We start from the raw sequence: 25437 nt of genomic DNA, 5'->3' as shown, positions 1-25437 counted from the left end.
CCGTTTCATGGCCGAGGCCCACCGCCTCTGCACCTCCCGGGTTCACCGAGCGCCCGCCCTACGAGGGCTCGGAGATCCCGGCCGACCTGCGGCACCTCTGGCGTTTCTGCGAACTTCACCGCAGCTGATCGTTCCGGCCGCCGGACCTCGACGTACGTGGGTGGATGGGGCACTGACGTACGTAGTTCTTGCCGACGCGAAGGAAACCCCGTCGCGGGAGGGTTTTCCCGTGAGGTCCCGTTCGGGTGGACCGTTCTCGACCTTACGTTCCTGACCCACGACCCGCTGACCCACGGCCCGCTCACCCGCTGACGGAGCTTGCCGATGCGCATCCTGTTCACCGCAGTGCCCGCGCACGGGCACATCCTGCCGCTGGCACCCCTGATGACCGCAGCGGCCGAGGCCGGGCACACCGTCGCCCTGCTCACCGGCGCCGGGACCCGGCACATGGCCGAGCGCGAACTGGCGCCTGAGGTGGAGCTGCTGGACACCGGGGTGGGCACCGGAGCTGGTCCTGGCCGAGGCGTTCGACACCGTCGGCCCGCTGGTCGCCGCACGCCAGAGGGTGCCGTGGTACCAGGTGGGGATCGGTCCCGGGGTGGCGCCGTTCCTGACCGAGCGCATCGGCCTGGCCGTGCTCCCGCACTACGAGCGGGCCGGGACCGAGCCCGTCGCACCGCTCGGCTGCCTCGACCCGTGCCCGCCGGTGCTCCAGGACCCGGACTGGTCCGCACCCGGGCCCGTGCTGCCGATCCGCGCCCAAGCCCACCGCCGCCCGGCGGGCACCACCATCGAGTTGCCCGCGTTCGCCGATCCGGGCAGGCCGATGGTGTTGCTGACGCTGGGCACGGTGTTCTCCGACGGCGCCACCCTGACCGCGTGTACGGCGGCTGTCGCCGACGCGGAGGTCAACGTGCTGGCCACGCTCGGGGCCGCGCTTCCTCAGCCGCCCGAAGTCCACGGCGCCGGGGAAGTGTGCTTCGTGCCGTTCGCGCCGCTTGACCAACTGCTCGACGGTGTGGCACTGGTCGTCGCCGTGGGCGGCTCAGGGACCGTGCTGGCCGCGATGAGCCGCGGCATCCCGATGGTCCTCCTTCCCTAAGGAGCTGACCAGCCCGTCACCGCGGCCCGCGCCGCCGCGGCCGGAGTCGCGACCGTGGTGGGCTCCACCGCCGAACTCACCAACGCCGTCACCCGGGCGCTGGGCGACTCCACCCTGCGCGCCCGCGCCGCGGAGGCCGCCGCGTACATCGCGGAAAACCCCGCCCCCAGCGAGGTCATCGCGATGCTGACGAAGACGGCAGGGGCATGAACGTACTGATCCACGGGGCGAGTGTCGCCGGTCCGGTACCGGGGTACTCGCCGTACCGATACGGGATGCGGAACGCCTCCTCATCCCGTAGCGCGTGCACCGCGTGCACATCCCGACGAACGAAATGGAACTGATGTCCTCTCATCCGGTGCTTCCCGTCCTGGACCACCTGGCGCGCGTGATCGGCGCGACGACCCTCGAACAGGACACGGCGCCGACACCGTGCGCCGGTCTCGACGTGGTCCCGCTGCGCCGGCACCTGCTCGGCGGGATCGGATACTTCACCATCGTCCTGGCCGACCCCGACGGCGACCAGCGGCCGGATCCGCGGGCCTGCACCGGTCCCGACGAGACCGAAGTCCTGGTCGCGGCGATCGGGGCACTGTCGGCGGCCGTGCGTGCCGCGCTGGCCGACGGCGTCGAGACGGTCTCCGTGCGGGCGCCCGCGCTGGGCGGCACGTTCCCCGGTGATTACGTGCTGAGCATGCTGGTCGCCGAGGCCGTGGTACACGGCTGGGATATCGCCCGCGCCACCGGTCAGACCTGGCGTCCCGGTCCCGCGGCGACGGAGCAGGCGCACGCGCTGCTCGCCGACCAGATCAAGCCGGAGTACCGGGGCGGCACGGGTATGCCGTTCGCCCCCGAGGTGCCGGTGAGCCCGGACGCCCCGGCACTGGACCGGCTGCTGGGCTTCGCGGGCCGGTCACCGGACTGGACGCCCACGCCCGTCACCACGGGCGGTTGACCCGGGCCGGGCGCGACTGGTCCGTACGGGCCCTTTTCGACTCTTCCACCGCGCGGCACCGGCACGTTGGCCGTCGCCGTATTCGCTCCCCCCCGTCTCCCGGAGGCCCGTTGCCCGCCATACCCACCAGCGACGTCGATCTCTACACCGAATCGGCGCGCATCGACCCGTACGACATCTATGCCGGACTTCGGGCTCTCGGGCCTGTGGTGTACCTGTCCCGCTACGACCTCTACGCGTTGCCCCGCTACGACGAGGTGCGCGCCGCCCTGATGGATTGGCAGACGTTTTCGTCAGCGCGGGGAGTGTTCGTGGATCCGGACGTGAACGCCCAGCTGGAGGGGATCACGCTGTGCAGCGATCCGCCCGAACACACGGCGATGCGCTCGGTGCTGGGGCGGCCGCTGCGGCCGGACCGGATGCGCGAGGTGACTCCGCGGATCGAGGCCGAGGCCGACCGGGTTGTCGGGCGGCTGGTCGGCCGGGGCCGGTTCGAGGTCGTCACCGAACTGGCGGAGTACCTGCCCATGACCGTGGTGTCGGACCTGGTCGGGCTCCCCGATCACGGGCGGGAGAAGATGCTGGAGTGGGCTGCGGCCATCTGGAACACCCAGGGGCCCGCCGACGACCGGGCGGCCGCGGCGGGGCCGGCCGTCGAGGAGTTCATGGCATTCGCCATGAATGACGCCGTGCCAGGGAGAACCACCCCCGACGGCTGGGCGGCACAGCTCTACGAGGCCGCCGACCGCGGCGAGATCCCGCAGGACAAGTGCCCGGTGATGATGCTCGACTACGTCACTCCCAGCCTGGACACGACCATCCTCGCGATCACCAACGCGGTCGCGCTGTTCGCCCAGAACCCGGACCAGTGGGATCTGCTGCGCGCGGACCGCTCGTTGATCCCGCACGCGATCAACGAGTCGCTGCGCCTGGAGACCCCGGTGCCCCAGTTCAGCCGGGTCCTCACCGGGGACCACGAGATCGGCGGAGTTCCGCTGGCCGCCGGCTCACGGGTCGCGCTGCTCTACGCCTCCGCCAACCGCGACGAGCGCCACTACCCGGACCCGGCGCGCTTCGACATCACCCGCCGCCCTTCGGACCACCTCGCCTTCGGACGGGGAGAGCACGTGTGCGTCGGGATGCACCTCGCCAGGCTGGAAATGAGCGCGCTGCTGGAGAGGCTCGCCGACCGGGTCGCCGGCTTCGAGATACTCGAACGCCGACCGATGATCAACAACGGGCTGCGCGGTCTCGACCACCTGGAAGTGGCGATCGAACCTGCGACCTGACGCCCGGCACCGCATCCCGGAGAGCGCCAACCGGGCCGCCGCGCTGCCTCGTACGGCGGCTCCGGGGTGCGGGGTGGTCCAGGGGCGGAGTCTGTCCGGGTGACGGATCGCCCAGCCACCGTGGCCGCCGGCTTGCCTCGCCGCCGGCGGGGATCGTGGCAGGGGCCATTAGAATCGCGCGATGCCCAAGGACAGCTCCTCCGAACTCGTCGTAGCCGCCCCGGACCCCGCGTGGATCACGCGGGGCCGGGCGCTCACCGGCGAACTGTATGAACTGCTCGCCCCGCTCGCTCTGCACGTCGAGCACATCGGCAGCACCGCGGTGCCCGGTATGGCGGCCAAGTCCGTCCTCGACGTGCAGATCAGCGTCCGTGACCTCCAGGAGGCGCAGGACGCCTTCGCCGGGCCGCTGGCCGGTCACGGCTACGATCTCGCGCCGTACCGGCAGGACCATGTGCCGGCCGGCAGCGACGACGATCCGGCCCGCTGGACCAAGCGGCTGTGGATCAGGCGCGGCCAACCGGGACCGGACGTCAACCTCCATGTCCGGGCGGCCGGTTCGCCCAACGAACGGCTCGCGCTGCTCTTCCGCGACTGGCTGCGCGCCCACCCGGAGGCGGTGCCGGCCTACGCGCGCTTCAAGCAGGTGCTCGCGGAGGCCGTCCCGGACCTCGCCACGTACGCCGATGTCAAGGATCCCGTCGTCGATCTCGTCGTCGCCGTCGCCGAACCCTGGGCGCGGGCCACGGGCTGGCAGCCGTCCCTCACGATGACGGTCAGACCCGGCGACGTGCGGCCCTGACCCCCGCGGCGCCCGGGTGCAGGGCCCGTAGCTCGGGGCTCAGGGCCGCACGTGGCCCGAGCCCGCCCAGGCGACCCACTGCGCCACCGCGTTGGTGGCGTAGCAGCCGGACGGCAGGAAGAGGCCGAGTTCGCAGGTGTGCCGTCCCGGTGTGTCGGTGTCCTCAGCCGTACGCACGACCCGGACCCGGGTCTGCACGACCGTCGGGCGCAGTCCCTCGGTGCGACGGATCGTCCCGTCTGTCCAGCGGTGGCGCTCGTACGGCAGCGACGTCGCCTCCTGGAGCAGCGCCAGCACATCGTCCCGGCGAGTGGCGAAGACGTACGGGATGCCCTCGCGCCGGGTCTCGTCGAGCGGATGGCGACTCACTTTTCGCAACAGCGCGGCGAGTTGGCCGTTCCAGACGTACGAGGCGTGCGCGCACAGGTAGAAGGCCCGCACCCGGGGGTCGATCAGGTCGAAGAACGCGGCGGCCGAGCCGGTGAACTCCAGGGCGCGCTCCGCCTCCCGGGACTTCGACTCCCGGACAAGGGCGAGCGCGGCGTCGAAGTCCTCCTCCAGGAGGGCGCGGCCGATCCGGTGGGTGGTCCTGGGGCCGCCCGCCACCCCGAAGCGCTGGGTGTCGTAGTAGTTGACGAAGAACAGGTCCCCGGCGCGCTCGCCGAGTGCGCCGACGTTTTCCACGAACCCGGCGGACAGCCCGCGCACCAGGATCCGGAAACCGTTGCCCTCCAACTGCCCGGCACGCAGCCCGTGGTGGCCGTAGCCGTGCAGGGTGAGCCGCATGGTGCGTTCACCGGAGGCGTGGCGGGTGTTGAACTCGGCTATGTCCTCCTGGGTCACCCTGCCCCGGCACGCGAGGTGCTGCTCGGTGACGGCGTCCTCGTCCTTGAGGCCGGCCGTCGAGAGCTCGGCGGCGGGCACCCCGCAGACGGCGGCGATCCGCTCGACCGCCTCGAACGTGGTGTATCCGCGCTTGAGCAGGCGCAGGTACTGGAACGGCGCGTCCGGATCGTCCTGGACGGGCAGGACCATGCTCTCCTGGACCACGAAGTCGGTGGCGTGCGCCTTGAGGATGGGGTTCTCCACGGTCACTCCGTTTCCTTTCGTCCTGCCGGGGTTTCCCGGCTCTGGGCGCTACGGGGCGGGTGGGGCGGGTGGGGCGGATTGTCCGGGTGGTCCGGGTGGGGCGATGGTGGTGCCACGGGTAGGCGGAGATGCGGGGTCCGCCTTGGGGGCGTTGCCGCCGCCGTTGCTGTTGCCGTTGTTGCTGCCGCTGCCGCTGCCGCTGCCGCTGCCGCTGCCGCTGCCGCGCAGGAGCGAGGTCGCTGTGGCCGCCAGACAGAGACAGAGCAGTACCAGCAGCGCCGTACGGTGGTGTCCGACGAGGGGCTCCGGCCCCCCGGACGGTCCGTGTCCGGAGACCAGCGCCAGCGCCAGCACGGAGCTGATCAGATAGCCGGCGTTCTGGAGCATGGACCGTACGCCGTTGGCGATGCCGCGCCGGTGCGCCGGTACCAGCGACATGAGTTCGCCGGTGTTCGGTACCCCGAACAGACCGGCGCCGACACCGGTCAGGAACAGTCCCAGTCCGATCAGACCGATCGGTGCGGGCGGCCCCAGCCACAGCGCCAGCACCAGCAGCGCGATGCCCAGGGCCGAGGTCGCCGTGCCCGCGCTGGCCAGCAGCCGCGCCGGGTGGCGGGTGGCCAGCCGCCCGGCCACCGGGGAGGCGACCATCGCGCCGACGGCCATGAACATGACCTGGAACCCGGCGGACAGGGCGCTGAGGCCCTCGACCGTCTGGAGGTACAGGGACATCACCAGCACGACGGAGAAGTACGACATCGCCGTCAGGAAGGCGGCCAGCAGAGCCATCGACCGCCGCCGGTCGTGGAAGAGCCACGGGTCCACCAGGGGATGCCGCTGCCGCCGCTGGACCAGCGGGAAGACGAGGAGGGCCGCGACCGCCACGGCCGCGCTCACCACGACCGTCCCGCTCGTCCACCCCTGCGACCCGCTCGCGGTGAGCGCCAGCGCCCCGCCCCCCAGGAACAGGACCGACAGCAGGGCGCCCCCGACGTCGAAGGTCTCGCCGGATCCCGGGCCGTCGTCCCTTCGCAGGACGTACGCCGCCCAGCCGCAGGCCGCCAGACCGGCCGCCCCGCTGGTCCAGAAGATCCCCGACCAGCCCCGGAAATCCGTCAGTACCCCGCCCAGCAGGGGCCCGGCGGCCTGGGTGGCCGAGATGAGCGTGGCGTTGACACCGAGGGCGCGGGGCAGCCGTTCGGGCGGGAAGGAGTCCGCGAGCAGCGCCGTGGTGTTGGCGATGATCGCCGATGCCCCCACTCCCTGGAGGATCCGGCCCGCCACCAGCCACCAGGCGTCCGGGGCGAGGGCGCAGCCGATGCTGGCCAGGGCGAACAGGGCGACGCCCGTCAGATAGAGCCGGCTGCGCCCGAACAGGTCCGCGAGGCGGCCCCAGACCAGCAACAGGACGGTTCCGGCCAGCAGATAGCCGAGGATCATCCAGCTGGCCTGCGCGGCGGAGGCCCCGAAGTGCCGGACGATCCCGGGCAGGGCAACGTCGAGTCCGCTGGTGTTGAGGCCGGTGAGCAGCGCGGTGAACGATGTCGCGGAGAGCACCCGGCGGCCGTAACGGGCCGAGGCCGGGCCGGCCGCCGGGGCCGTCAGAGTGGTCTGGTGGGGGTGGGTCAAGGAAGGGCGCCCCGATCGGTCGCGGGGCCGCCCGTTCGCCCGTGATCCGGCACGTGTCGGTCTGGAAGGTGGGTGAGCGACCGGTTCCCGCCTCGTGTGCGGGGCCGGGACCGGGCACGTCCGGGTCGGGGCGTGCCACGTCCGTGCCGGGTCACTGTACGTCCGGGCCGCACCGTCGTACGTCCGCGACCCGCGGCTCCTCGTCCGTCGCGGCGCCCGGGTCGACGAAGTGCACGAGGAGGGTGCGCCGGTCCTCGGAGGCGGCGTCGGACACGGGGGCGACGGAGTGCCAGGATTCCGCTGACCTGACCAGCAGCACCGAGGAGCCCCGCAGGGGCGCGACCTCGGCCCGTATGTCGTCCGCGTCCGAGGAGCCGAGGATGCGCAGCGATCCCTGCCACCCACGCGGCCACTCGGAGTTGAAGTACCAGAGCTGGGTCACCACCTTGTCGGCCCGGTCGGTGTGCGGCGCGATCCAGTAGCCGGGGCCGTAGCGGACCGCGCGGGCCTCGACGCGGCAGGTGCCGAGCGGGCGGCCGGTCGCCTCGGCCACCGCCGCGCGGTACTCGGACGAGGCGAGCTCGGCCACGAGCCGTCGCCACAACGGGGACAGGAACGAGTGACTGGCGGCGACCGGGTTCCCTCCGGTGATCAGCGGCAGGTTGCGGGTGCGGTACGTCTTCTCCGAGTCGCCGCCGGTCCGTTCGGTCAGCCGGAACCCCTCGGTGGGGAACTCCTCCTCCAACCGGTGCGCGGTCTCGCCCGGTGCGCCGCGCAGGGTGCCGGGCAGTTCCGCCCAGCGGAAGGGGCGTTCGGCCAGCTCCGCCCGCCTCAGCGCGGTCAGATCAAGCACCGTGCCCTTGGAGCCCTTGGAGCCCTTGGAGCCGCTGGAGCCGCTGGAGCCGCTGGAGCCGCTGGAGCCGCTGGAGCCGCTGGAGCCGCTGGTGGCGTCGGTTTCGTCGGATCGGGACGCGCCGGTGGTCGACGGGTCGTCAGACATCGTGCATCTCCTCCTTGTCCTGGGAACCCGCGGGACCGTGGGCGTCCGGGGCCGGTGCCGTACCCGCGGTGATCCGTGCGCCGAGGGAGCGGAGTTTGCCGGGCAGCCCGGCGTAACCCCGGGCCAGGTGCTCCACCCCGTACAGCCGGTGCGGGGTGCCCACGGCCAGAGCCGCGAGCAGCAGCGCGGCGGCGGCGCGCAGGTCGTTCCCCCGCAGCGGTCCCGGCGCCGGACGCAGCGCCCCGGGGGCGATCCGCAGCTCCTGCCCGTGCACACTCATCCGGGCGCCCATCGAGCGCAGCCCGTCGACGTAGCCGAACCGCCCCGACCAGACGGTCTCCACCAGCGTCGAGGGCGCCGAGGCGGCCAGCAGGAGCAGGGCGAACAGGGGCTGCGCGTCGCTGTAGACGAGATGCGACGCGGCGACGACCCGCTCCGCCGCCAGCGGACGCACGGGCGCCCGGACGCGCAGGAGTTCGCCGTCCCAGTCGAGCGGCACCCCGATCCGCCGCAGATGGAAGAGTTCCGGGGCGAGCCCCTCGCGTACCACCTCCGGGCGGGTCAGCCGCAGTGTCAGCTCCTGGCCGAGCAGCACGCTCGCCGTGACGAAGGTGACCACCTCCAGGAGGTCCGACGGCAGTGCGACGGTGGCGCCGCCGACCGGGCCGTCCGTGCCCTGGATCTCGATGGTGTCCGGGGTCACGTCCACCGCCACCCCGGCTCGCGCCAGCACCCGGGCCAGTTCCTGGGCGTCGGGCTTCGGATAGGGGTGCCGCAGTACGGTGCGGCCCCGGGCGGTGGCGGCGGCCAGCAGCGCGGTCTTCGTCGCCCCCGAGTAGTGGGGGCCAGTGGGCAGCCCGCTGTGCGGGTCGGGCGTGGAGAAGTCGGCCAGGTCGATCACGGCTCCGCGCAGTCCGCGCGGGGCGGTCGCGGTGAACGCGCCGCCGTCCGTGACGCAGGTGGCCCCGAAGCGCTCCAGCACCCGGGCGATGTGCTCCATCGGGCGCCCGCCCCGGTGCCCGCCGCCGATCCGGCAGCCCCCGTGCGCCCCGGACTCCACCCGCCCGTGCCGGGCCAGCAGAACGGGCAGCAGATACGCGCCGCCGTGCACCTGGGCCGACCAGCCGGCGGGCACCTGATGGCCGCTGAGCGTGGCCGCGTCGATCCGTACCCGCTCACCCGCACCGTCGATGTCGACGCGGGCGCCGAGCGCGCGCAGCATGCCCGCCAGTGCCTGGCGATCGGTCAGATCCGGTGCGTCGCGCAGCTCCCAGGGTTCCTCCGAGAGGCAGGCGGCGGCCATGCAGGGCACCATCAGGTGCTTGAACCCGGACATCCGCAGCTCGCCGGAGAGCGGTGGCCCGGCCTCGACGTCCCAGTACGGCCCGTGGCCCGCCGCGGCGCGGTCCTCGGTGAGCGGCGCGGGGGTCAACTGAGGTTCCACATCTCCACCTGGCAGGTCAGCCGGTACTGCGGGGCATGAGCGGCCACCGGGGCGACCGCGTGCCAGGAGTGGTCCGAGCGGGCGAAGAGCACCGAGCGCCCGCCGCCGGGGACGATGGTGGCGTACGGGCTGACCGACAGGTCGGGGCCGGTCCTGACCTCGAACTGCCCGCCGTGGTCGTCCGCCCAGTCGTCGTTGAGGTAGATGACATGGGTGGCGCGTTTGCCCGCCTTGTCGGTGTGCGAGGAGATGCGGTCCCCGCCCTGGAAGACGAAGAGACCGACGTCCAGCGCGGTGTCGCTGACGTCGACGCCGATGGTCCTGCTCACCCAGTCGCGATAGGGGGCCGCCTGGAGGTGCTCGACCAGCCCGTGCCACGCCTCGCCCATCTGCGCCATGCCGGGCTCGGGCGCGCCGTGACGGATCAACGGGAGGACCGCCATCCGGTACGTCTTGTCGCCGTCGCCGGTGCGCTCGGCCGGCCGCAGCGCCCGCGGCGCGGGCATCTGCTCCCGCAGGGTCCGGGCGGCGGGCGCCGGGATCACGGAGTGGGCCACGGCCCACCGGTACGGTTCGTCGTGCCGTTCCACCGGCGCGTTCAGGTCCAGCAAGAGCCTGTCCTCTCCGTCAGTGGTGCTGAATGGGGTGGGGCGATGCCGCACCGGCGGTCGTGGCAGGAGCGGGTTCGTCGGGGGTCTCGGGCAGCCGAGCCCCGTAAGACACTTCGGGGGTCCCCTCGGAGCCGGGCTCGCGGCTGCGCAGGATCTGTACCTCGGTGAAGGCGCGCCGCTGGCCGGCCGCGATGTCCCAGATGATCTCCGCCACCCGGCCGGGATCCATCATGGCGCCGAAGTCCAGCGCGAGACCGGTGTGGAAGTCGGGTACGGCCAGGCCACCCGGGTTGACGAGAGTGATCCGGTTCTCCGGGTGGGCTGCGGTCAGTTCGGGCACCAGGTTGCGTACGAAGGCGGCCTGCGCGGCCTTGAGCCCGCAGTACAGCGTCTCGCGCTCGCGCCGCTTCCAGGACGACGAGGAGGCGATCGTGATCAGGTGGACGGGCCCCCCGGCCTCGGCCAGGAGCCGCCGCAGGAAGAGCACCGGGCCGGTGAGGAGCAGCCGGGTCAGCTGCTCGACCTCGTCCTCGGTGGTCTCCGCCAGGGTCTTCTTCAGGAACGCCCCGGCCACCCAGAGCACGTAGCAGGGGGTCGGTACGTCGACGGGGGCGCTGCGTACGCTCTGCGGATCGCACAGGTCCAGGGGGCGGGCGAGGAGGCCGTCGGTGTCGTCGAGGGGTGCGGCGGAGCGTCCGTAGACCACGGTCCGCAGCCCCCGGTCCCGTGCGCCGAGGGCGAGTTCGCGGCCCAGGCCATGGGTGCCGCCGATCACCACGGCGCCGCGGAAGGGGCTGGGCAGCGGCCGGGGGACGGAGTGCTCGGGTGGGGACGATGGGCTCATGCGGGCTCCTGTCGCCGGGAGTTCGGGACCGTACGGACGCACAGGCGGGTACGGACGGGCGGATACGGACGAGCATGGCCGGAGGGTTTCTCCGCCCCGGGGGAGGAGGCAAGGAGACGGCCGCCGTGGCAGTGGGCCGGCCGGGCGTACGCCGGTACACGGCGTTCTGGGTGTCCCACGGCTGACCTCTCCTCGCCTCCACCGCCGGGCGGAGGAACCATCGGAGCGTTCAGGGCCGGTCGCCCCCACGCGTCCCGGAGGGGCGCGGACCGCTGGAGGGGCCGGTCGGTGGATCGTCGGGTCGGTCGGCGCACGGATCGGTGAGCGCCGCCGACAGGGCCGTCAGATCGGCGGGGCGGGCCCCGGCCCTGATCAGCGAGGCCCGCACACCACCGTGCCGCTGCCGCAGCTCGGCGAGCCAGGTCCGCATGATCACGGCAGGTGTGGAGAGGTGGACGACGTAGTCCTCGCGTGTCCAGCCGTGCGCCCGCCACTTGTGCGCGAAACGGTCGAGCAGCGGGCCCAGCGCCGTACCGCTGGCCGCGTAGTCCTCGGCGATCAGCTCGTCGGGCACGTCGGCCAGGGCCAGCAGGGCGGCGACCACCACCGCCGTACGGTCCTTGCCGAGGTGGCAGCAGACCAGGAACGGCTCGTCGGCGGCGCTCGCCAGGGCTTCGAACAGGGCGGGGACGCCGCCGACGGTGCTCTCCATGAGAATGGCGTGGTAGTAGCGGACATAGTGGTCGGGTGTCGGCCGGGGGAGGTGCACGATGTCGCGCGGATAGCCGGTGAGCGGGGTGCGTGTCCAGCGCACACCGTGCGCGAGGAGTTCCGCCGGGGCGCCGGCGCGGTCCCGCTCGCTCGGTGACCGGAGGTCGATCACGGCCCGCAGCCCGTGACGTTGTGTCAGTTCGTCTGCGGTCCCGGCGTCCATGACCGCCCCGGCGCCCGCGCGCCAGATCCGGCCCGGCACCACCCCCGGGGGCGCGACGGCGCGGAGGTTGACCGCGTCCGCGGCGGGCCGGGGCGCCTGCGCGGGTGACCGCGGGGAGGCACTCACCGGGCGAGCGGGGCGCTGAAGACGATCGGGGGAACCGGGGTGCGGGGGCTGTCCATCAGCGCTGCCTTTCCGAGGAGGGGGGCGTGGTCGAGCGTCCGTGGGAGCGGGACGCGTAGGGACGTCCGGACCGAACGGGGGCCGGACAGGGGCCGGTCGGGGGTCGGTCGAGGGTCGGTCGAGGGGGCGGTCGGGGCGATGCCGGAACGGCCGGGTCAGGGGTAGAGGAAGTCCCGGTTCGCCGACCGGAAGGCGCGTCGGCGGGCGAAGGCGGGACCGGAGGGCGCCGTGACGGGCGCGGCGGTGGGTCGCCGCAGCAGCCGCCCGGCCACCACGTGCGCCGCCAGCTTGTGCGCCCAGGTCTCGTGACCGTCCTCGGCGGGATGCCGGCCCTTCCACCCGGTGCCGGACGCCCGTAGTACGTCGGCCATGGAACCGTCGGCGTCGCCGAACCGGTAGAAGCAGGAACGGTCCACCATGTCCGCGCCCCCGCTCTCGGCGAGCCCGGCCCTGCCGAGGCTGTCGAAGGAGCTCTCGATGGAGTCGAAGAACAGGTACGGGACCCGGTGCAGCCGCAGGAACGACTGGAGGGAGAGGATCTGGGTGAGCAGCCGGGTCCCCGACTCGTGGTCGTGCCAGGCCAGCTCACGGTAGACATCGGTGAGCCGCTGGACATCCGTGTGCTGATGCTGCTGGTACGGAATGACCTGCCGGAAATCACCGTCCACATAGAACTCGCGGCGCATGGCGCCCGACCAGCCGATGACGACCAGCAGATGGCCTTTCTCGACGACCTCACGGTGCCCGGTCAACCAGTCGAGGGTGGTGCGCAGTATCCGGTCGTTGGAACCGGAAATCACCGCGTCATTCACCACCTGCTCGGCATCGAGGAAGTCACCGAGCCGGGCCGGCCAGGAATGTTCCTCTCTATAGCGCTGCCGGTCCGGATCCGGATCGAGATCGTCCACCAGCTCGGCGCCGTACGTCATGGAGCAACCATTCGCATACACAAGCACGACTTACCTCCGGACGGCGCATGGAAGTAGCGCAACGAATTTCGGGCTGGTGTGGATTGAACACTCCACGCCACGGGACGGCAACAGTGCCTGAGCGTCCTCCTGACCGGAGCCCGTCGATTCCGGTCAGAGGAAGAAGATGGCCCGCCGGTTCCGTGTGTACGGTCCAACGCCTGACCTCGGAACCTTTCCCGCGGTGTCTCCGGGCGACGAAAAAAAATCGGCCAGAACCGCGGAGGTGCGTCGATTCAGTGAATAGGGAGCCCTCCGAAAGGGGTAGAACGGACCACATGCTTCCGGCGTAACCAGGGCGCCCCATGCCCGTTCCGCCCGCAGGCCCCGCGTTCCCCGCGGCGCGTGTCCGGTGAGCCCGCCGGATCGTGTGGACCGCAGGTAAGAACCCCCTTTTCCCCGTCGGACGGCACCGGCCCACGGCCGCGGTGCCGAACGGCGGCTCCCGTACTTCCGACCTGTCGACGCAAGGGAGCACACATGACCGACGTGCTGGTGATCTGGCCGCCCCACGTGCCGAGTTACTTCAACGCCGGCCACCACAGCCCGCTGTACATGGTGGCCGGCCATCTGCGCCGGCAGCCGGGTACGGGGCGGGTGGACACCTGTGAGGCCGGCACTCTGAGCATGAACTGGAAAGGCGTCGGTGACCTGCTCTACCAAGGCAGCTACGACGTCATCGCGGTGATGAACGACTTCGACGCGGTGGACGGTCTGGCGCGATTCACCGAGTACGCGCGGGTACTTTCCCCGCAGAGCCGTCTGATCACTTTCGGCCGACTCTCCAGCCTCAACCCCGGCTATTTCCGCCAGTTCGACCTGGACGCCGTCGTGCAGTCCGGGGACTACGAGACCGGAGTCGCGCTCTATGTCAACAGCCTCGTGAAATCCGGTCCAGAAATCGCCCCTGTGGCTGGATTTCCCGGCGTCGCTGTACGGGGCGGCGAGGGTTGGCTCGAACCCGATGGGCGAGGGCAGCGGCTCGCCCCCGAGGAGTGGTCCCTGCCCGATGTCGACGAAATCCCCTACCAGGACTACGATCGCTTCTACGCGAAGGACGAGCATAAATTCTGCGGGATCCCCTTCCGGCGGGAACTCGTCGTACCGGCGGCCCGGGGATGCCCGGTCGGGTGTGAATTCTGCGAAGTTCCTGAGATCTTCGGACTCCGCGAGCGCCGTATGCCGGTGGACGCTGTCATCGATTACATCCGGGACAGCTACGCCCGCCATCCGTTCGAATACGTCGCCTTCTACGCACCCACTTTCACGCTCGACCGGCGCTGGGTCCGGGAGTTGTGCGAGCGGTTCATCGAAGGCCCTGTCTCGCCCCAGTGGAAATGCGCGACCACCATCCACCACCTCGGCGAGGAACTGGTGGCCCTGATGGGCCGGGCCGGCTGCGTCCGTATCTCCGTGGGGCTCGAAACCCTGGAGCCGGACGGCCAGGACGGGCTGCCCAGGAACAAACGCATCGAGGAGGAGCGGTTCGGGACGCTGGCCCGCTGGTGCGACGCGGCCGGGATCGAGCTGAACGCGTTCGTCATCGTCGGTCTGCCCGGCACCACCATCGAGGGCACGTCCCGCACCTTCGAGTTCGCCCGCTCCCTGGGCGCCCGGGTCCGCCCGACCATGTACACCCCGTTCCACGAGATGACGGCTGATATGACGACCCATGAGGTGGCGCGGTTCAACCGACAGCTGATCAGCGGGAAAGCCGTCTCCGCAGAAGACGGCGCCGGGGACGGTTCCGGAGACGGCTCCGGTGACGGCGACACCGGGACCGGCGCCGGGGGAGGGGCGCGGCCCGAGGCGGACGCCCGTTACGGCTTCATGTTCGGCCGGGAGGACCGCCTCACCAGCGTCCACGAACGCATTCCGCAGCGGACCACGCGTTGACCGCCCCGGAGCCGGCCGGCGGGGACCGCGCCGCCCCGCAACCGGTCGGCGGCACAGGCTACGACACGGGAGAACCCGGCCATGTCCCGCCCCGGCCGCGGGCCCGCACCGTCGACCTCGACGGTTTCCGCTTCCCGCTCGGCACGGAGACCCTCGGCCTGAGCTGGCACCCCCGCGAGCGCCGCCCGGACACCCTCAACCTCAAGAGCTGCGAACTCCAGCACCCGTGGAGCGACCGGCTGGTCGCGGGCGAACTGGCCGCCCTGCCCCTGGCGGAGACCATCGCCTACCCCTTCCAGGACCGCGTCCTGGACGTACTCGGCACCTACCACGGCCTCGACAGCGGCCACATCCTGCTCACGGCGGGCTCGGACAACGGCATCGGCCTCGTCGTCGACGCGCTCGTCCGGCCGGCCGGACGGCTGCTCCTTGAGGAGCCGGCCTTCGAGGCATGGCGTCATTACGCCGGGCTGCGGCGGGTCCGGGTGACCGGCGTTCCCGGTGTCACCGGCACACCCCCCACGGCCGACCCGGCCCCCCTGCTGGCCGCGCTGCGGGCGACTCCGGGGCCGGCTGTCGCCGCGGTCACCAACCCTGGCAGCCCGAGCGGCCTGCTCCACTCGCCCGAGACGATGCGCCGGTTCGCCGAGACAGCCCGTGAGCGGGGCCATCTGCTCGTGATCGACGAGGCGTACGGCGACTTCGTCCACACCTCCCACGCGCCGCTGGTCACGGAGTTCCCCAACGTGGTCGTGGTGCACTCGTACTCCAAGGCGTTCGCTCTGGCCGGTGTGCGCATCGCCGCGCTGCTCGTCCACCCGGACCTGCGCCCACACCTGGGCCGTTTCCGGCCCGAGAACGCGGTCGGCGCCCCCGGCGTCGCCCTGCTGGAACGGCTGGCTCCGCAGCGCGCGCGGTGGCGGGAGATCTGGCGCGACGTCCGCGCCGTACGGCAGGAGTTCACCGAGCGGGTGCTGTCCGCCCACCCAGGGTGGCAGGTGCTCCAGCCGGGTGCCAACTTCGCCACGTTCTGGTCGCCCGACCCCGCCACCGCCGACGCGGCCCGCGATCATCTCGCCGCGCACCGCGTCCGTATCCGCTCCCTGTCCGACCTCCCCGGCCTGGGCGGCTGCTTCCGGGTCTCCCTGGCGGACCGTCCGGCGATGGAGCGGGTGGCGGAACTGCTCGACGCGGTGGCCGACCATCACCGGGTTCCCGTCACCCCCGTCACCGTTCCGGCCGCCCCACCGCAGGCCGTAGCGCACCGCCCGCCACCGTTGTACTGACCCTGGCCCCGCGCCCGCGCGGGCGCGCGCCCCACTTTCCTTCCCGGCTCCCGTGACTCCGACATCGCGTACCACTGGAGGTGCCGCACCATGGCGCACATCCTCGGCCTGTCCTGCCGCAGCCACGACGCGGCGGTCGCGGCCGTCCGCGACGACGAACTCGTCTTCGCCTCGCACTGCGAGCGGTACAGCAGACGCAAGAACGACGCCGCGCTCTCCCCGCGGGCGCTGGCCGCCGCCCTCGCCCACCTGGACCGCGTAGACGACGTCGTCTACTACGAACGTCCCCTCCTCAAACGCACCCGGCAGCTCCGCTCCGGACAGTTCGCCCTGGCGGCCGACCCGGTCGGTCTGCGCGCGTATCTGCGGGGATTCCCGCAACTGCGCGGGGCGCGCGTGCACATCGTCGACCACCACCACTCGCACGCCGCGGGCGGCTACTACACCTCCGGCCTGCCGGAGGCCGCCGTGGTCGTCGTGGACGCCATCGGCGAATGGAACACGGTGTCGCTGTGGCACGGCCGGGGCGAGCGCCTCGACCGGGTGGCCACGGTCGACTACCCGCACAGCATCGGCCTGTTGTACTCCGCCTTCACCCAGCGCGCGGGCTTCAAGCCGAACGAGGAGGAGTACATCATGATGGGCCTGGCGGCCTACGGGACGCCGGACCTCGCCGACCTGATCTGGGACGACTTCGTCGAACGGGCCGACTGGCCGGACTTCCGACTCACCCGCTCGGTGCACCGCGGCATCGCGGACTGGCGCCCCGAGCTGAACGACCCGGCCACGCTCGCCGCCAGCGCCCAGGAAGTGACCGAACGGCTGCTGGACGGGCTCTTCGCCTGGGCGGCCAGGGAGACCGGCTCCCGCAACCTGGTCTTCTCCGGCGGTGTCGCCCTCAACTGCGCCTACAACGCCCGCCTCGCGCGCTCTGGCCTCTTCGACACCATCTGGATCATGCCGAGCCCCGGCGACGCGGGCAGCTCGGCCGGCGCCGCCCTCGCCCACCTCGGCCGGCACATCACGTGGCCGGGCCCGTACCTCGGCCACGACATCGAACGGGAACCCGACCTGGAGGACGCCCTCAAGCGGCTCATCCGGGGCGAGGTGCTGGCCGTGGCCCACGGCAGGGCCGAGTTCGGCCCGCGTGCGCTCGGCAACCGCAGCCTCCTCGCCGACCCCCGGCCGCCCACCGCCAAGCGCCGGGTGAACGAGATAAAACGCCGCGAGCCGTTCCGGCCGTTCGCCCCCATCGTGCTGGAGGAACACGCCCACGCCTTCTTCGATCTGCCCGTACCGACCAGCCCGTACATGCAGTTCGTCGCGAACGCGCGCGACCCCGAGGCCCACCTCGCCGTCTGCCACGTCGACGGCACGAGCCGGGTCCAGACCGTCAACGCGCGCCAGAACCCCTTCATCCATGCCCTGCTGCGGCGCTTCCACGAGGAGACCGGCTGCCCGATGTTGCTCAACACCAGCCTCAACATCAAGGGCGAGCCCCTGGTGAACACCGCCGAGGACGCGGACCGGTTCGGGAAGCTCCATGGCATCCCCGTCCTGTGACGCGCCGCGCGGGCGAACACCCCTGCGGATCGCGGTCCTGGGCAGCCCCGGCAGCGGCAAGACCGCCTTCTGTCACCTGCTTGCCGTCAGAACCGGCCTGCCGCTCTATCACCTCGACGACCTGTACTGGTCCCCGGGCTGGTCCCGTCCCGGCGAGGCGGAGTGGGCCCACCGCATCGACGCCCTGTGCGCGCTCCCGCGCTGGATCGCCGACGGCAACTACGCGGGCAGCGCCGAACCCCGCGCCCGCGCCGCCGGCCTCGTCGTACTCATCGACCGGCACCCGCTGCTGTGCGCGGCGGCGCTGGTACGCCGCAGCCTGCGTCTGCGCCGTACCGCCCACCACCCCGGGACCGCTCCCCGGGGCCGGCACGGACCGGAGTACGTGCCGCGCCGCCTCCGGGAGGCCGGCGACCCCCCGGTGCTCAGCCTGACCGCCCTGCTCCGCAAGGCCCTGCTCTTCCGGCGCCGGGACCTGGTCGTCATCCACGACGCCCTGCACCGCACCGGCACCCCTGTCCGCCGCTGCCGTACCCGGCGTCAGGCGGCCGTCCTGCTCGCCGAACTCGCCCGGTCCGCCCCGTACCCGCCGTCCCCGGAGCTTTTCCCCGAACCGGCGGTACCGGGGGAGCGGCATACCGTCGGGCCGCCGGAAGGGCGGGCGGCGGAGGGGCAGCCGCCGGAAGGGCGGGCGCGGCAGGGGCGGGCGCCGGATGCTCCCGAGCCGTACGGGCACCCCGCGGACGGCCGCTCCGCTCACCCCGCCGTCACGCCCTGCACCTGCCCGGCCGCCGCCGCGCCGACCCTCTGGAGGAGCCCATGACCACCGCATCGCCCGCCCCCGCCCCGGGCGCGCCCGACCGCCCGGGGCCCGCCCGGGGTCTCGCCGAGATCGCTGACATCGTCACACCGTTCGCCGTACGGGCTGCCGCCACCCTCCGGCTCGCCGACCACATCGCCGCCGGACACACCCGTCTGCCGGACCTGGCCGAGGCGGCCGGCGCCGACCCCCAGGCTCTCGCCAGGCTCCTGCACTTCCTCACCAGCCGGGACATCTTCGCGGAACCGGAGCCCGGCACCTACGCGTTGACCGAACTGGCCGGTGAACTCCTCGCCGACCACCCGGCCAACCTCAGGCAGTGGCTGGACGCCGACGAGGTGGCCGGGCGGCTCGACACCACCTTTCCCCATCTGGTGGACGCGGTCCGCTCCGGAACCCCCGTCTACGAGAAGGTTCACGGCGCCCCGTTCTGGGCCGACCTGGGCGCGTCGCCCGCCCGTACCGAGTCGTTCGACCGGCTGATGGCGCAGGTCTCGCAGTCCACTCGGGGAATCGGTACCGCGTACGACTGGTCGGATGTCCGGCACGTCGTCGACGTCGGCGGTGGCACCGGTGCCCTGCTGCGGGAAATCCTCCAGGCCCATCCGGAACTGCGCGGCACGGTGGCCGATCAGGCCGGGTCTGTGGCGGAGGCCCGTCGCCACCTCGCCGCGTACGGCTTCGGCGACAGGGCGGACGCGGCGGTCACCGACATGTTCGACCGTCTGCCGCCCGGCGCGGACGCGTATCTCCTCTCCCGCGTTCTGGCGGACTGGGACGACGAGAGTGCTGTGCGGATTCTGCGGACGTGTGCCACCGCTGTCGCCGAGGGCGGCCGGGTGCTGATCGCCGAGCGGGTGCTGCCGGGCGATCCGTCCCCCGGCACGCTGGAGAGCGCTGAGGAGGCGGCCGAGACCCGTCAACTGACCTCGCACGACCTGCGCATGCTGGTCCTGCTGGGCGGCAGGAAGCGCTCGGTGGCGGAGTACGCCTCGCTTGCCGCCCGGGCCGGTCTCGGCCTGTCGGCGTCCGGCCGGTTACCGGGAGGGGCCACGGTGATGGAGTTCCGCCTGCTCGGGCGCTGATACCGGCCGCCGGGGCCCGTGTGCCGGTACCGCCCACTGCTGATGGGGGCCTCGCCGGGGTGACTCTTCCAGGCGGACACCTCGACGTACCACTGCGCCCTTCTCCACGTGCAGCCCAGGACGCTCGCCCGAGTACCCCTCGTCCGGCAGTGCCTCGCTCCTGCCCCCGCCCCTACGGTGTGGCCTTCGGCAGCGGCGCTGCTGAGCGATGTCGAGGGCGACGCCACGGGTGAACGGGGGCGGGACGATCGAGCTACCGCGCACGCGGCTCGCGGCGTGATCCGTCCGAGGGAGAGAACTGCCGACGGGCAAGGAGTACGCCGTGCGGTGGGGTGGCATGGTCCGTTCATGAAGGTGATCAAGAGGGTGACGGCGGCTGGCGTCAGCGCCTGTACGGCAACGGCGATCTCGGCTGGAACCACTTCTCGGGCAAGCACAACATCAAGAAATGCCGGGTGGTCGTGATGTTGATGAGTTGGGGAGCGACCGAGGCTCTCGCCGCATGGACCTGCTCGGCAGCTGGTGACCCTCTCGGGGGCAGGGGCAGGCACCTGCGATGTCAGTGGCAGCTGCCAGGATGACGCCCATGACAGTCAAGGAGATAGCCCGGCATGACGTGAGTGAGTGGAGTATCAACCAGGCACTGAAGGACATTGATCGGCGGACCAGTAGCCGCTGGCACACGATGCGGTACGACTGCTACTCGGATGCGGAGTTGCAGGCCATGCGCGACGACCTCCTCGATCACCTCGCCGCCCGCACGGTGACGGACCCTCAACTTGGCACGGCCTCGTCATGGATCGTCCTGCGCACCGCGGCGGAGTGCGCCCGGGGGTTCCTGGACCTCGGCTGCTATCCCACCGGCGACCACGAGATCGTCTTCCCCCTCATCGACGAGAAGATCAGCAGCGACGACCTGGCCCTCGGGGACGTGGTGGAGCACGGCGCCACCGCCAGGGACTGGCTGGACGCCTTCGCATTGGGCGTGATCAGCGGCACGGTGTGGGAACGGGACCGTGTCATCGGGCTGCAGTTGCGTGACCAGGCATCCACGATTCACGACGGGCTGCCGTACTCGAAGCTGAAATCAACGTCGGACCCGGCGGAACTGGCGGAGATGGACGCCCTTGCCTGCTACCTGACCAAGGCCAGCGGACACCTGCCTCGGGACTGGCCGTCGGTATCTCTCTGCATGCCGGAAGTCGACGAGCGTCTCGATGCGGCGCTACGCCTCGATGCCCTCGGCGCCTTGACTCCGGATCAGCAACTGCTGCGCGTGCTCCTGGAAGATAACCAGGCGGCCTTCGAGCAAGCCCTGGAGCATCGTCTTGTCCAGCACCGTGAGAGCGCGCCCCCCGACGCGGCGCCCCGCAGCCTGCTGCCGCAGAAGACCATCGCCCTGACCGCGCTGGCAGTCCAGGTGCACGCCTGGGACGTGCGCGTTCAGTCGGCCTACCTTCCCCAGGGCTTGCTGAGTGCCCCCGAAGACGCGCCGTCGGTCAGTAGATGAAGTCGGTCAGCACAGGACGTGGACGCCGTAACCGTCGGCCCCACCCGCGCCTGGATTTCAGGCGTCGTCGAAGGTCATGCCAACAGGGCGAGAACGCTCAAGCGGGCCAAGTATGGCCATGCGTCCTACGAACTCCTCCGGAGGCGCATCCTCATCCAGCCCGGACTTTCACAGGACTGCGGACAGAGCCGAAATCACGCAGCCTCATCAAGAGTTGACTACCCTGTGGTTTCCGGTGAGAAGGAGACGTGGCGACGCCACGGTCTCGGGGGTTGGGGGAAAACATGGGCATGTGGAAGCGCGTCTTCTGCGCCGGCGTGGTGCTCGGCACGGTGTGGAGCGGGGCTCCCGCGGCCTCGGCGGCGACCACGCCCACCTACAACGTGTGGCACTGGAACATCGCCGGGAACACCCTGCACAGGGGATCGACCACGGACGGCCTGGTGGACGCCGCCGTTTCCTCGATCAGGAACCGCAACGCGGACTTCGTCTCCGTCAACGAGATGTGCTTCACCCAGTACAAGGCATTCCAGGCCGCCCTCGTGTCGGCGGGCTGGCCTCAGGACACCGGGAACTTCTCCCGCTTCGCCGAGACCCGGGCCGCTGACAGCGGACTCTGCGGCGGCTCCGGCGCCTACGGGAACGCGATCTTCAGCAAGAGGCCTCTCGCCACGTCCAAGCAGTACACCCTGCCGTCGGACGGCAGGGCGGAGAACCGGAAGATGCTCTGCGCCCCACTGGAAGCAGAGCCGCTGATGAAGTTCTGCGCCGTTCACATCACCACGAGCAACGAGACCACCGACGGCGTCCGCAACAACGAACGCCAGATCAACCACGTCCTGGCAACACTCGACGGATTCGACGCCGCCGGTCAGACGTACATCATCGCGGGCGACTTCAACGCTCAGCCCCACTACGGACGGCTCAACGGTTTCTACGCCCCGTCCGCCAACACCGTGAACAACCCGTCCAACACCGGCTCCCACCGCGAACTCGACGACGCGGACCCCGACCACTGCCCCGGCTACGGCGAGTGGACGGCAGTCGGCACCCCGAGCGTGACGCCGCCCTGCGGGGGCTCCGCGAAGATCGACCAGATCTTCGTCCGGGAATCCCGCATCGTCGGCTCCTACAGCGCCGATTCGCTGGGAATATCGACCAGTTGCACCGGGGTCAGCGCGTGCTCCGACCACCGGATCCTCATCGGGACGGTCCGGGTCACGGTCGGCTGACGTCCGGCGGTCAGGCGCTCGCTGCCGGAATCTTCCCCGTTTTCCGCGACTTCCAAGAGGCAGACCATACTCTCGGCCTCGGCCGCAATATGCGGAAAGCCATCAACGAGGGCCGTATCGACGGAGACTCAAGTCGTGGTCAGCAGGTTGCCGGTGTGGAAGTCGCCGTGGAACCAGACCGGTGGGCCATCCCATCAGTGGGCGCTCAGCGCCGCGTCCCACAACTCGGTCATGGCTGCGGCGTCGAACGCGCCGTGGACCTCCGCGATAGCGGCCCGCGTCGCGCGGTCCCGGTCGGCCGGCGGCCGGCGCCTCGGCCTGTACCGGCGGCGGGCCCACGGCGGTCAGTTGCGACAGCAGGTCGGGGCGGGTGGAGACGCAGGCCCGGCCGTTCACCCTGAGCGTCGTGGTACGCCCCGGGATGACGAACAGCAGCCCGGCCCGTCCGGTATCGCCACCGTCTGGGTGTCCAGGACGGCGACGAATCCGGCGGGGCCGCCGCGCGGGGAAACGTCGCAGTTGCCCTCGGTATCCGCGCTGGCGACCAGGACCAGCGACGAGCAGCCGATCAACCGTCGGGTCTGATCGGTGAGTTCGTTCATCTGCTTGCGCAATGCCGCCTCCTTGGGGAGCTCGTAGGCCCGGCGCAGCGCCTCCTGGTCGGGCACGGCGTCGAGGCGGAGCGAGTCGAAGGCACTCCTGGCAAGAGGTGGCGTCATGCCCCGGCCCTAACGGGCCGACCTGCGTTGATCTTGTTCGGAAGTGCGGGGACATGAAGACACCCGCGCGAGAAGACACCCGCGCGAGAAGACGCCCGCGCGAGTTGTCCGGTGGGTGAAGACCAAACAGACCCGCGCGGCCATGTCCCACCCTGCCTCCTGCGGGCTGTCGCGCCAACGGCGGGGCGAGTTGGTCGCGGAACTCGCCCCGCGTCGGGCGGCGCGCTGTGAGTCCGGGCGCTACGGGCGACGTGAGGGCGGCCGTCGGCGCGCTGCCACCGGTTCGGCTCGGGACGCGTGAGGTACTGAACCCGACGAGCCTGTAACGAGGCCCATGAGCACCTGTTTTCGATCCCTGGCTATGGGCTTTGAGAACAGTTACCTCTCGCGGTACGTGTCAGCGGCCCTGATCCGGAACGCCGTTGACCGCGCGGGCTGATGTTTCACGGAACTGTTTGGGCGAGGAGCCGACCACGCGCCGGAATGCGGTGCTGAACGCGCTTTCGGATTTGTAGCCGATTGCGAAAGCGAGTTCGGAGATCGTTCGCGTGCCGTTGCTCAGGGCGTCGCGGGCGAGGCTCATCCTCCATTGGATCAGATAGTCCAACGGTGTGGTTCCGACCCGGCTCTTGAAGGATGAGGCGAAGGCGGACCGTGACATGCGGCTGATTCCAGCGAGCTCTCTGAGAGTCCAGGGGTGTCCCGCGTCGGCGTGCATGGCGCGAAGTGCGGCACCGATGCCGTCGTCGTTGAGCGCTCCCAGCCAGCCGGTGGGCCGATCGGTGTGTTCGGCGTGGGCGCGCAGCATGTGGACGAACAGGACCTGTGCGAGGTGGTTCAGGACGAGAGAGCTGCCGGCGGCGGCGGTTTTGGTCTCGGAGACCAGGAGCTCGCTGAGGTGTGCCAGGAGCTTGCCGCGGGGATCCGCGGCGCGGACGAGCACGAGCAGCGGTAGAACCTGGGTCAGGACCGGGGCGTTCGTGTCCTCGAACGAGAAGTGCCCACCGCAGAGGTAGGTGTCCTCCTCGGCCTCCGGGCCGATGCGTACGACACCGTCCCTGGCGCTTCCCCACACCGGCTTCGCGGGGCGCGGCGGTGCGGTGAGTGTGCTGCCCAGGACGTACGGCGGGGGGTTGCCCAGCAGGTAGAAGTCGCCCTCTTCCAGTAGTACGGGCTCGTGCCCGTCCAGGGCCAGCCAGCACGTGCCGCGCGCGACGACGCCGAGCTTGACATCGGAGGACTGGTCGAAGCGCAGCGCCCAGGGGCCTGCCGCGTGGAGACCGGGGTCGATCACGGTACGAGGGCGCAGAAGACCGATGGCGTCGGTGATCGGATCGCCGGAGCCGAGCATGCGCTCCTCCTTTCTGGACGATACGTAAAGAAATAAGGACTACATGTGATGCACCGTACCGGGGTGTTCCTGAAGTATGGCTATCGAAGCAGGTCAGCACAGAGAGCTATGGAGGCACTCGCATGGGACAGCTTGAGGGCAGGACGGCTGTGGTCACCGGCGGCAGCACCGGAATCGGTCTGGCCACCGCCGTACGTCTGGCGGACGAGGGTGCGTATGTGTTCATCACAGGGCGGCGCGAGGCCGAGTTGGACGCGGCCATCGAGACCATCGGAACGTCCAGGGCCACCGCGGTGGTCAGCGACATCTCCGAGGCAGCCGGCCTGGACCGGCTCTACGACGCGGTCCGGGCCCGGGGACAGGGACTGGACGTGCTCGTCGCGAACGCGGCGACCGGTACGTTCGCGACGCTGGAGCAGACCACCGAAGAGCACTTCGACCAGATCTTCGGAATCAACGTCCGAGGCACTCTGTTCACCGTGCAGAAGGCGCTCCCGCTCTTCAACGACGATGCCTCGGTCATCCTGACCGCTTCCACAGCCGCCGACAACGGCATGGAGGCGTTCGGGGCGTACGCGGCCTCCAAGGCCGCCATCCGGTCGTTCGCGCGGACATGGTCCAACGAACTCAAGGGCCGGGGCATCCGGGTCAACGCGGTGTCGCCGGGCGGGGTCGAGACTCCCGGGCTCACCAATATTCTCGGCGGGGAGGAGACTCTGTCCGCGGTCAAGGAGAATGTCGCCGCGACCGTGGCCAAGGGCCGCATAGGGCGTCCCGAGGAGGTCGCCGCCGCCGTGGCGTTCCTCGCTTCCGAACAGAGCAGCTACATCGTTGGCGCCAACATTTACGTCGACGGCGGGCAGAACCAGATCTGAGAACTCGATTTCGTGAACCGGCGGAGCACGGCCGGCTCCCCGCTGAGCACGGCCCGCCCGTATGCCTGGAGGACGGCCGGCTCGGCACCGAGCTGACAGCCATCCGCTCTCGTCCGGACCAGCGGAGGCCGGCCGTCCTCCGCGACGGTGTCGCGCAAGGAGGCCACGCCGCGTTGCCGGCGGACTGGTCCCGGAGGGCACGTATCGGGTCGTGATCAACCCGTGGGATGCCGGAGTGTTCGCGTCGCGT

Annotated in this window: 22 protein-coding genes and 2 pseudogenes; 13 read left to right on the top strand and 11 right to left on the bottom strand. The window is 71.2% G+C overall.

Annotated features, from left to right (window positions below):
• Nucleotides 1-580: 580 nt before the first annotated feature.
• From OG627_RS00420 to OG627_RS00400, 5 genes are all read left to right on the top strand, one after another.
• Nucleotides 581-1102: a glycosyltransferase gene (locus OG627_RS00420; protein ID WP_329060232.1), complete on the top strand. Its 522-nt coding sequence runs from the start codon at nucleotides 581-583 to the stop codon at nucleotides 1100-1102.
• 54 nt (nucleotides 1103-1156) lie between these two features.
• Nucleotides 1157-1312: a hypothetical protein gene (locus OG627_RS00415; protein WP_329060230.1), complete on the top strand. Its 156-nt coding sequence runs from the start codon at nucleotides 1157-1159 to the stop codon at nucleotides 1310-1312.
• 133 nt (nucleotides 1313-1445) lie between these two features.
• A complete protein-coding gene (locus OG627_RS00410) occupies nucleotides 1446-2057 on the top strand; it encodes a TIGR03086 family metal-binding protein (protein ID WP_329060228.1) in 612 nt (203 codons plus the stop codon).
• Between the two features lie 110 nt (nucleotides 2058-2167).
• Nucleotides 2168-3346: a cytochrome P450 gene (locus OG627_RS00405; protein WP_329060225.1), complete on the top strand. Its 1179-nt coding sequence runs from the start codon at nucleotides 2168-2170 to the stop codon at nucleotides 3344-3346.
• A gap of 181 nt (nucleotides 3347-3527) precedes the next feature.
• Entirely contained in the window at nucleotides 3528-4148 is a 621-nt protein-coding gene (locus OG627_RS00400; protein ID WP_329060223.1) for a GrpB family protein, read from the top strand.
• A gap of 39 nt (nucleotides 4149-4187) precedes the next feature.
• On the opposite strand, the gene truD is transcribed toward OG627_RS00400, so the two are convergent.
• The 8 genes from truD to OG627_RS00360 all read right to left on the bottom strand — a co-directional run bounded on the left by truD (nucleotide 4188) and on the right by OG627_RS00360 (nucleotide 12811).
• Complete coding sequence (gene truD, locus OG627_RS00395; RefSeq protein WP_329060221.1) at nucleotides 4188-5243, bottom strand: tRNA pseudouridine(13) synthase TruD; 1056 nt, start codon at nucleotides 5241-5243, stop codon at nucleotides 4188-4190.
• A gap of 42 nt (nucleotides 5244-5285) precedes the next feature.
• Entirely contained in the window at nucleotides 5286-6866 is a 1581-nt protein-coding gene (locus OG627_RS00390) for an MFS transporter (RefSeq protein WP_329060219.1), read from the bottom strand.
• Nucleotides 6867-7017: 151 nt separating this feature from the next.
• Complete coding sequence (locus OG627_RS00385; RefSeq protein WP_329060217.1) at nucleotides 7018-7866, bottom strand: 2OG-Fe(II) oxygenase; 849 nt, start codon at nucleotides 7864-7866, stop codon at nucleotides 7018-7020.
• Nucleotides 7859-9310 (bottom strand): hypothetical protein, encoded by a 1452-nt coding sequence (locus tag OG627_RS00380; RefSeq protein WP_329060216.1) that lies wholly within the window; start codon nucleotides 9308-9310, stop codon nucleotides 7859-7861. The genes OG627_RS00385 and OG627_RS00380 overlap by 8 nt, the downstream gene beginning before the upstream one ends.
• A complete protein-coding gene (locus tag OG627_RS00375; RefSeq protein ID WP_329060214.1) occupies nucleotides 9295-9921 on the bottom strand; it encodes a 2OG-Fe(II) oxygenase in 627 nt (208 codons plus the stop codon). The genes OG627_RS00380 and OG627_RS00375 overlap by 16 nt, the downstream gene beginning before the upstream one ends.
• Nucleotides 9922-9937: 16 nt before the next feature.
• Entirely contained in the window at nucleotides 9938-10765 is an 828-nt protein-coding gene (locus OG627_RS00370) for an SDR family oxidoreductase (protein ID WP_329060212.1), read from the bottom strand.
• Between the two features lie 229 nt (nucleotides 10766-10994).
• Nucleotides 10995-11825: a tyrosine-protein phosphatase gene (locus OG627_RS00365; RefSeq protein WP_329060210.1), complete on the bottom strand. Its 831-nt coding sequence runs from the start codon at nucleotides 11823-11825 to the stop codon at nucleotides 10995-10997.
• Nucleotides 11826-12037: 212 nt separating this feature from the next.
• Entirely contained in the window at nucleotides 12038-12811 is a 774-nt protein-coding gene (locus OG627_RS00360) for a DUF6071 family protein (RefSeq protein ID WP_329060208.1), read from the bottom strand.
• 519 nt (nucleotides 12812-13330) lie between these two features.
• Here OG627_RS00360 and OG627_RS00355 point away from each other — a divergent pair.
• The 7 genes from OG627_RS00355 to OG627_RS00325 all read left to right on the top strand — a co-directional run bounded on the left by OG627_RS00355 (nucleotide 13331) and on the right by OG627_RS00325 (nucleotide 22242).
• The gene (locus OG627_RS00355; protein ID WP_329060206.1) at nucleotides 13331-14746 is read left to right on the top strand and encodes a B12-binding domain-containing radical SAM protein; all 1416 of its coding nucleotides are present in this window, start codon (nucleotides 13331-13333) and stop codon (nucleotides 14744-14746) included.
• Nucleotides 14743-16032: an aminotransferase class I/II-fold pyridoxal phosphate-dependent enzyme gene (locus OG627_RS00350; protein WP_329060204.1), complete on the top strand. Its 1290-nt coding sequence runs from the start codon at nucleotides 14743-14745 to the stop codon at nucleotides 16030-16032. Before OG627_RS00355 ends, OG627_RS00350 begins: the two co-directional genes overlap by 4 nt.
• Before the next feature lie 90 nt (nucleotides 16033-16122).
• Nucleotides 16123-17595: a carbamoyltransferase family protein gene (locus OG627_RS00345; protein WP_329060202.1), complete on the top strand. Its 1473-nt coding sequence runs from the start codon at nucleotides 16123-16125 to the stop codon at nucleotides 17593-17595.
• Entirely contained in the window at nucleotides 17576-18418 is an 843-nt protein-coding gene (locus tag OG627_RS00340) for a hypothetical protein (RefSeq protein WP_329060201.1), read from the top strand. The genes OG627_RS00345 and OG627_RS00340 overlap by 20 nt, the downstream gene beginning before the upstream one ends.
• Nucleotides 18415-19500: a methyltransferase gene (locus OG627_RS00335; protein WP_329060199.1), complete on the top strand. Its 1086-nt coding sequence runs from the start codon at nucleotides 18415-18417 to the stop codon at nucleotides 19498-19500. The genes OG627_RS00340 and OG627_RS00335 overlap by 4 nt, the downstream gene beginning before the upstream one ends.
• A 586-nt stretch (nucleotides 19501-20086) precedes the next feature.
• On the top strand, nucleotides 20087-21010 hold the full coding sequence (locus tag OG627_RS00330; protein WP_329060197.1) for an immunity 49 family protein: 924 nt from the start codon (nucleotides 20087-20089) through the stop codon (nucleotides 21008-21010).
• 290 nt (nucleotides 21011-21300) lie between these two features.
• On the top strand, nucleotides 21301-22242 hold the full coding sequence (locus OG627_RS00325) for an endonuclease/exonuclease/phosphatase family protein (RefSeq protein WP_329060195.1): 942 nt from the start codon (nucleotides 21301-21303) through the stop codon (nucleotides 22240-22242).
• Between the two features lie 197 nt (nucleotides 22243-22439).
• Here the strand turns inward: OG627_RS00325 and OG627_RS00320 are convergent.
• From OG627_RS00320 to OG627_RS00310, 3 genes and pseudogenes are all read right to left on the bottom strand, one after another.
• Nucleotides 22440-22541 (bottom strand): annotated as a pseudogene (locus tag OG627_RS00320) (phosphotransferase); the annotation flags it as partial.
• A gap of 16 nt (nucleotides 22542-22557) precedes the next feature.
• Nucleotides 22558-22961, bottom strand: a pseudogene (locus tag OG627_RS00315) (MSMEG_1061 family FMN-dependent PPOX-type flavoprotein); the annotation flags it as partial.
• Nucleotides 22962-23358: 397 nt separating this feature from the next.
• Nucleotides 23359-24312 carry an AraC family transcriptional regulator gene (locus tag OG627_RS00310; RefSeq protein ID WP_329060193.1) on the bottom strand — a complete coding sequence of 318 codons (954 nt, stop codon included), beginning with the start codon at nucleotides 24310-24312 and terminating at the stop codon, nucleotides 23359-23361.
• A gap of 122 nt (nucleotides 24313-24434) precedes the next feature.
• On the opposite strand from OG627_RS00310, the gene OG627_RS00305 reads away from it, so the two are divergent.
• Nucleotides 24435-25187 (top strand): SDR family NAD(P)-dependent oxidoreductase, encoded by a 753-nt coding sequence (locus OG627_RS00305; protein WP_329060191.1) that lies wholly within the window; start codon nucleotides 24435-24437, stop codon nucleotides 25185-25187.
• Nucleotides 25188-25437: the final 250 nt, after the last annotated feature.

The sequence above is a fragment of the Streptomyces sp. NBC_01429 genome (assembly GCF_036231945.1).
In the GTDB taxonomy this organism is placed as follows: domain Bacteria; phylum Actinomycetota; class Actinomycetes; order Streptomycetales; family Streptomycetaceae; genus Streptomyces.
This window is presented reverse-complemented; position numbering and strand designations above follow the sequence as displayed.

Excerpts from the sequence above, each read along its gene's own strand:
- OG627_RS00310 (WP_329060193.1), bottom strand. The coding sequence starts at position 24,312 with ATGCTCGGCTCCGGCGATCCGATCACCGACGCCATCGGTCTTCTGCGC.
- OG627_RS00400 (WP_329060223.1), top strand. The coding sequence starts at position 3,528 with ATGCCCAAGGACAGCTCCTCCGAACTCGTCGTAGCCGCCCCGGACCCC.
- OG627_RS00325 (WP_329060195.1), top strand. The coding sequence starts at position 21,301 with ATGTGGAAGCGCGTCTTCTGCGCCGGCGTGGTGCTCGGCACGGTGTGG.
- OG627_RS00305 (WP_329060191.1), top strand. The coding sequence starts at position 24,435 with ATGGGACAGCTTGAGGGCAGGACGGCTGTGGTCACCGGCGGCAGCACC.
- OG627_RS00360 (WP_329060208.1), bottom strand. The coding sequence starts at position 12,811 with ATGACGTACGGCGCCGAGCTGGTGGACGATCTCGATCCGGATCCGGAC.
- OG627_RS00410 (WP_329060228.1), top strand. The coding sequence starts at position 1,446 with ATGTCCTCTCATCCGGTGCTTCCCGTCCTGGACCACCTGGCGCGCGTG.
- OG627_RS00340 (WP_329060201.1), top strand. The coding sequence starts at position 17,576 with ATGGCATCCCCGTCCTGTGACGCGCCGCGCGGGCGAACACCCCTGCGG.
- OG627_RS00345 (WP_329060202.1), top strand. The coding sequence starts at position 16,123 with ATGGCGCACATCCTCGGCCTGTCCTGCCGCAGCCACGACGCGGCGGTC.
- OG627_RS00330 (WP_329060197.1), top strand. The coding sequence starts at position 20,087 with ATGACAGTCAAGGAGATAGCCCGGCATGACGTGAGTGAGTGGAGTATC.
- OG627_RS00385 (WP_329060217.1), bottom strand. The coding sequence starts at position 7,866 with ATGTCTGACGACCCGTCGACCACCGGCGCGTCCCGATCCGACGAAACC.
- OG627_RS00355 (WP_329060206.1), top strand. The coding sequence starts at position 13,331 with ATGACCGACGTGCTGGTGATCTGGCCGCCCCACGTGCCGAGTTACTTC.
- OG627_RS00335 (WP_329060199.1), top strand. The coding sequence starts at position 18,415 with ATGACCACCGCATCGCCCGCCCCCGCCCCGGGCGCGCCCGACCGCCCG.
- OG627_RS00370 (WP_329060212.1), bottom strand. The coding sequence starts at position 10,765 with ATGAGCCCATCGTCCCCACCCGAGCACTCCGTCCCCCGGCCGCTGCCC.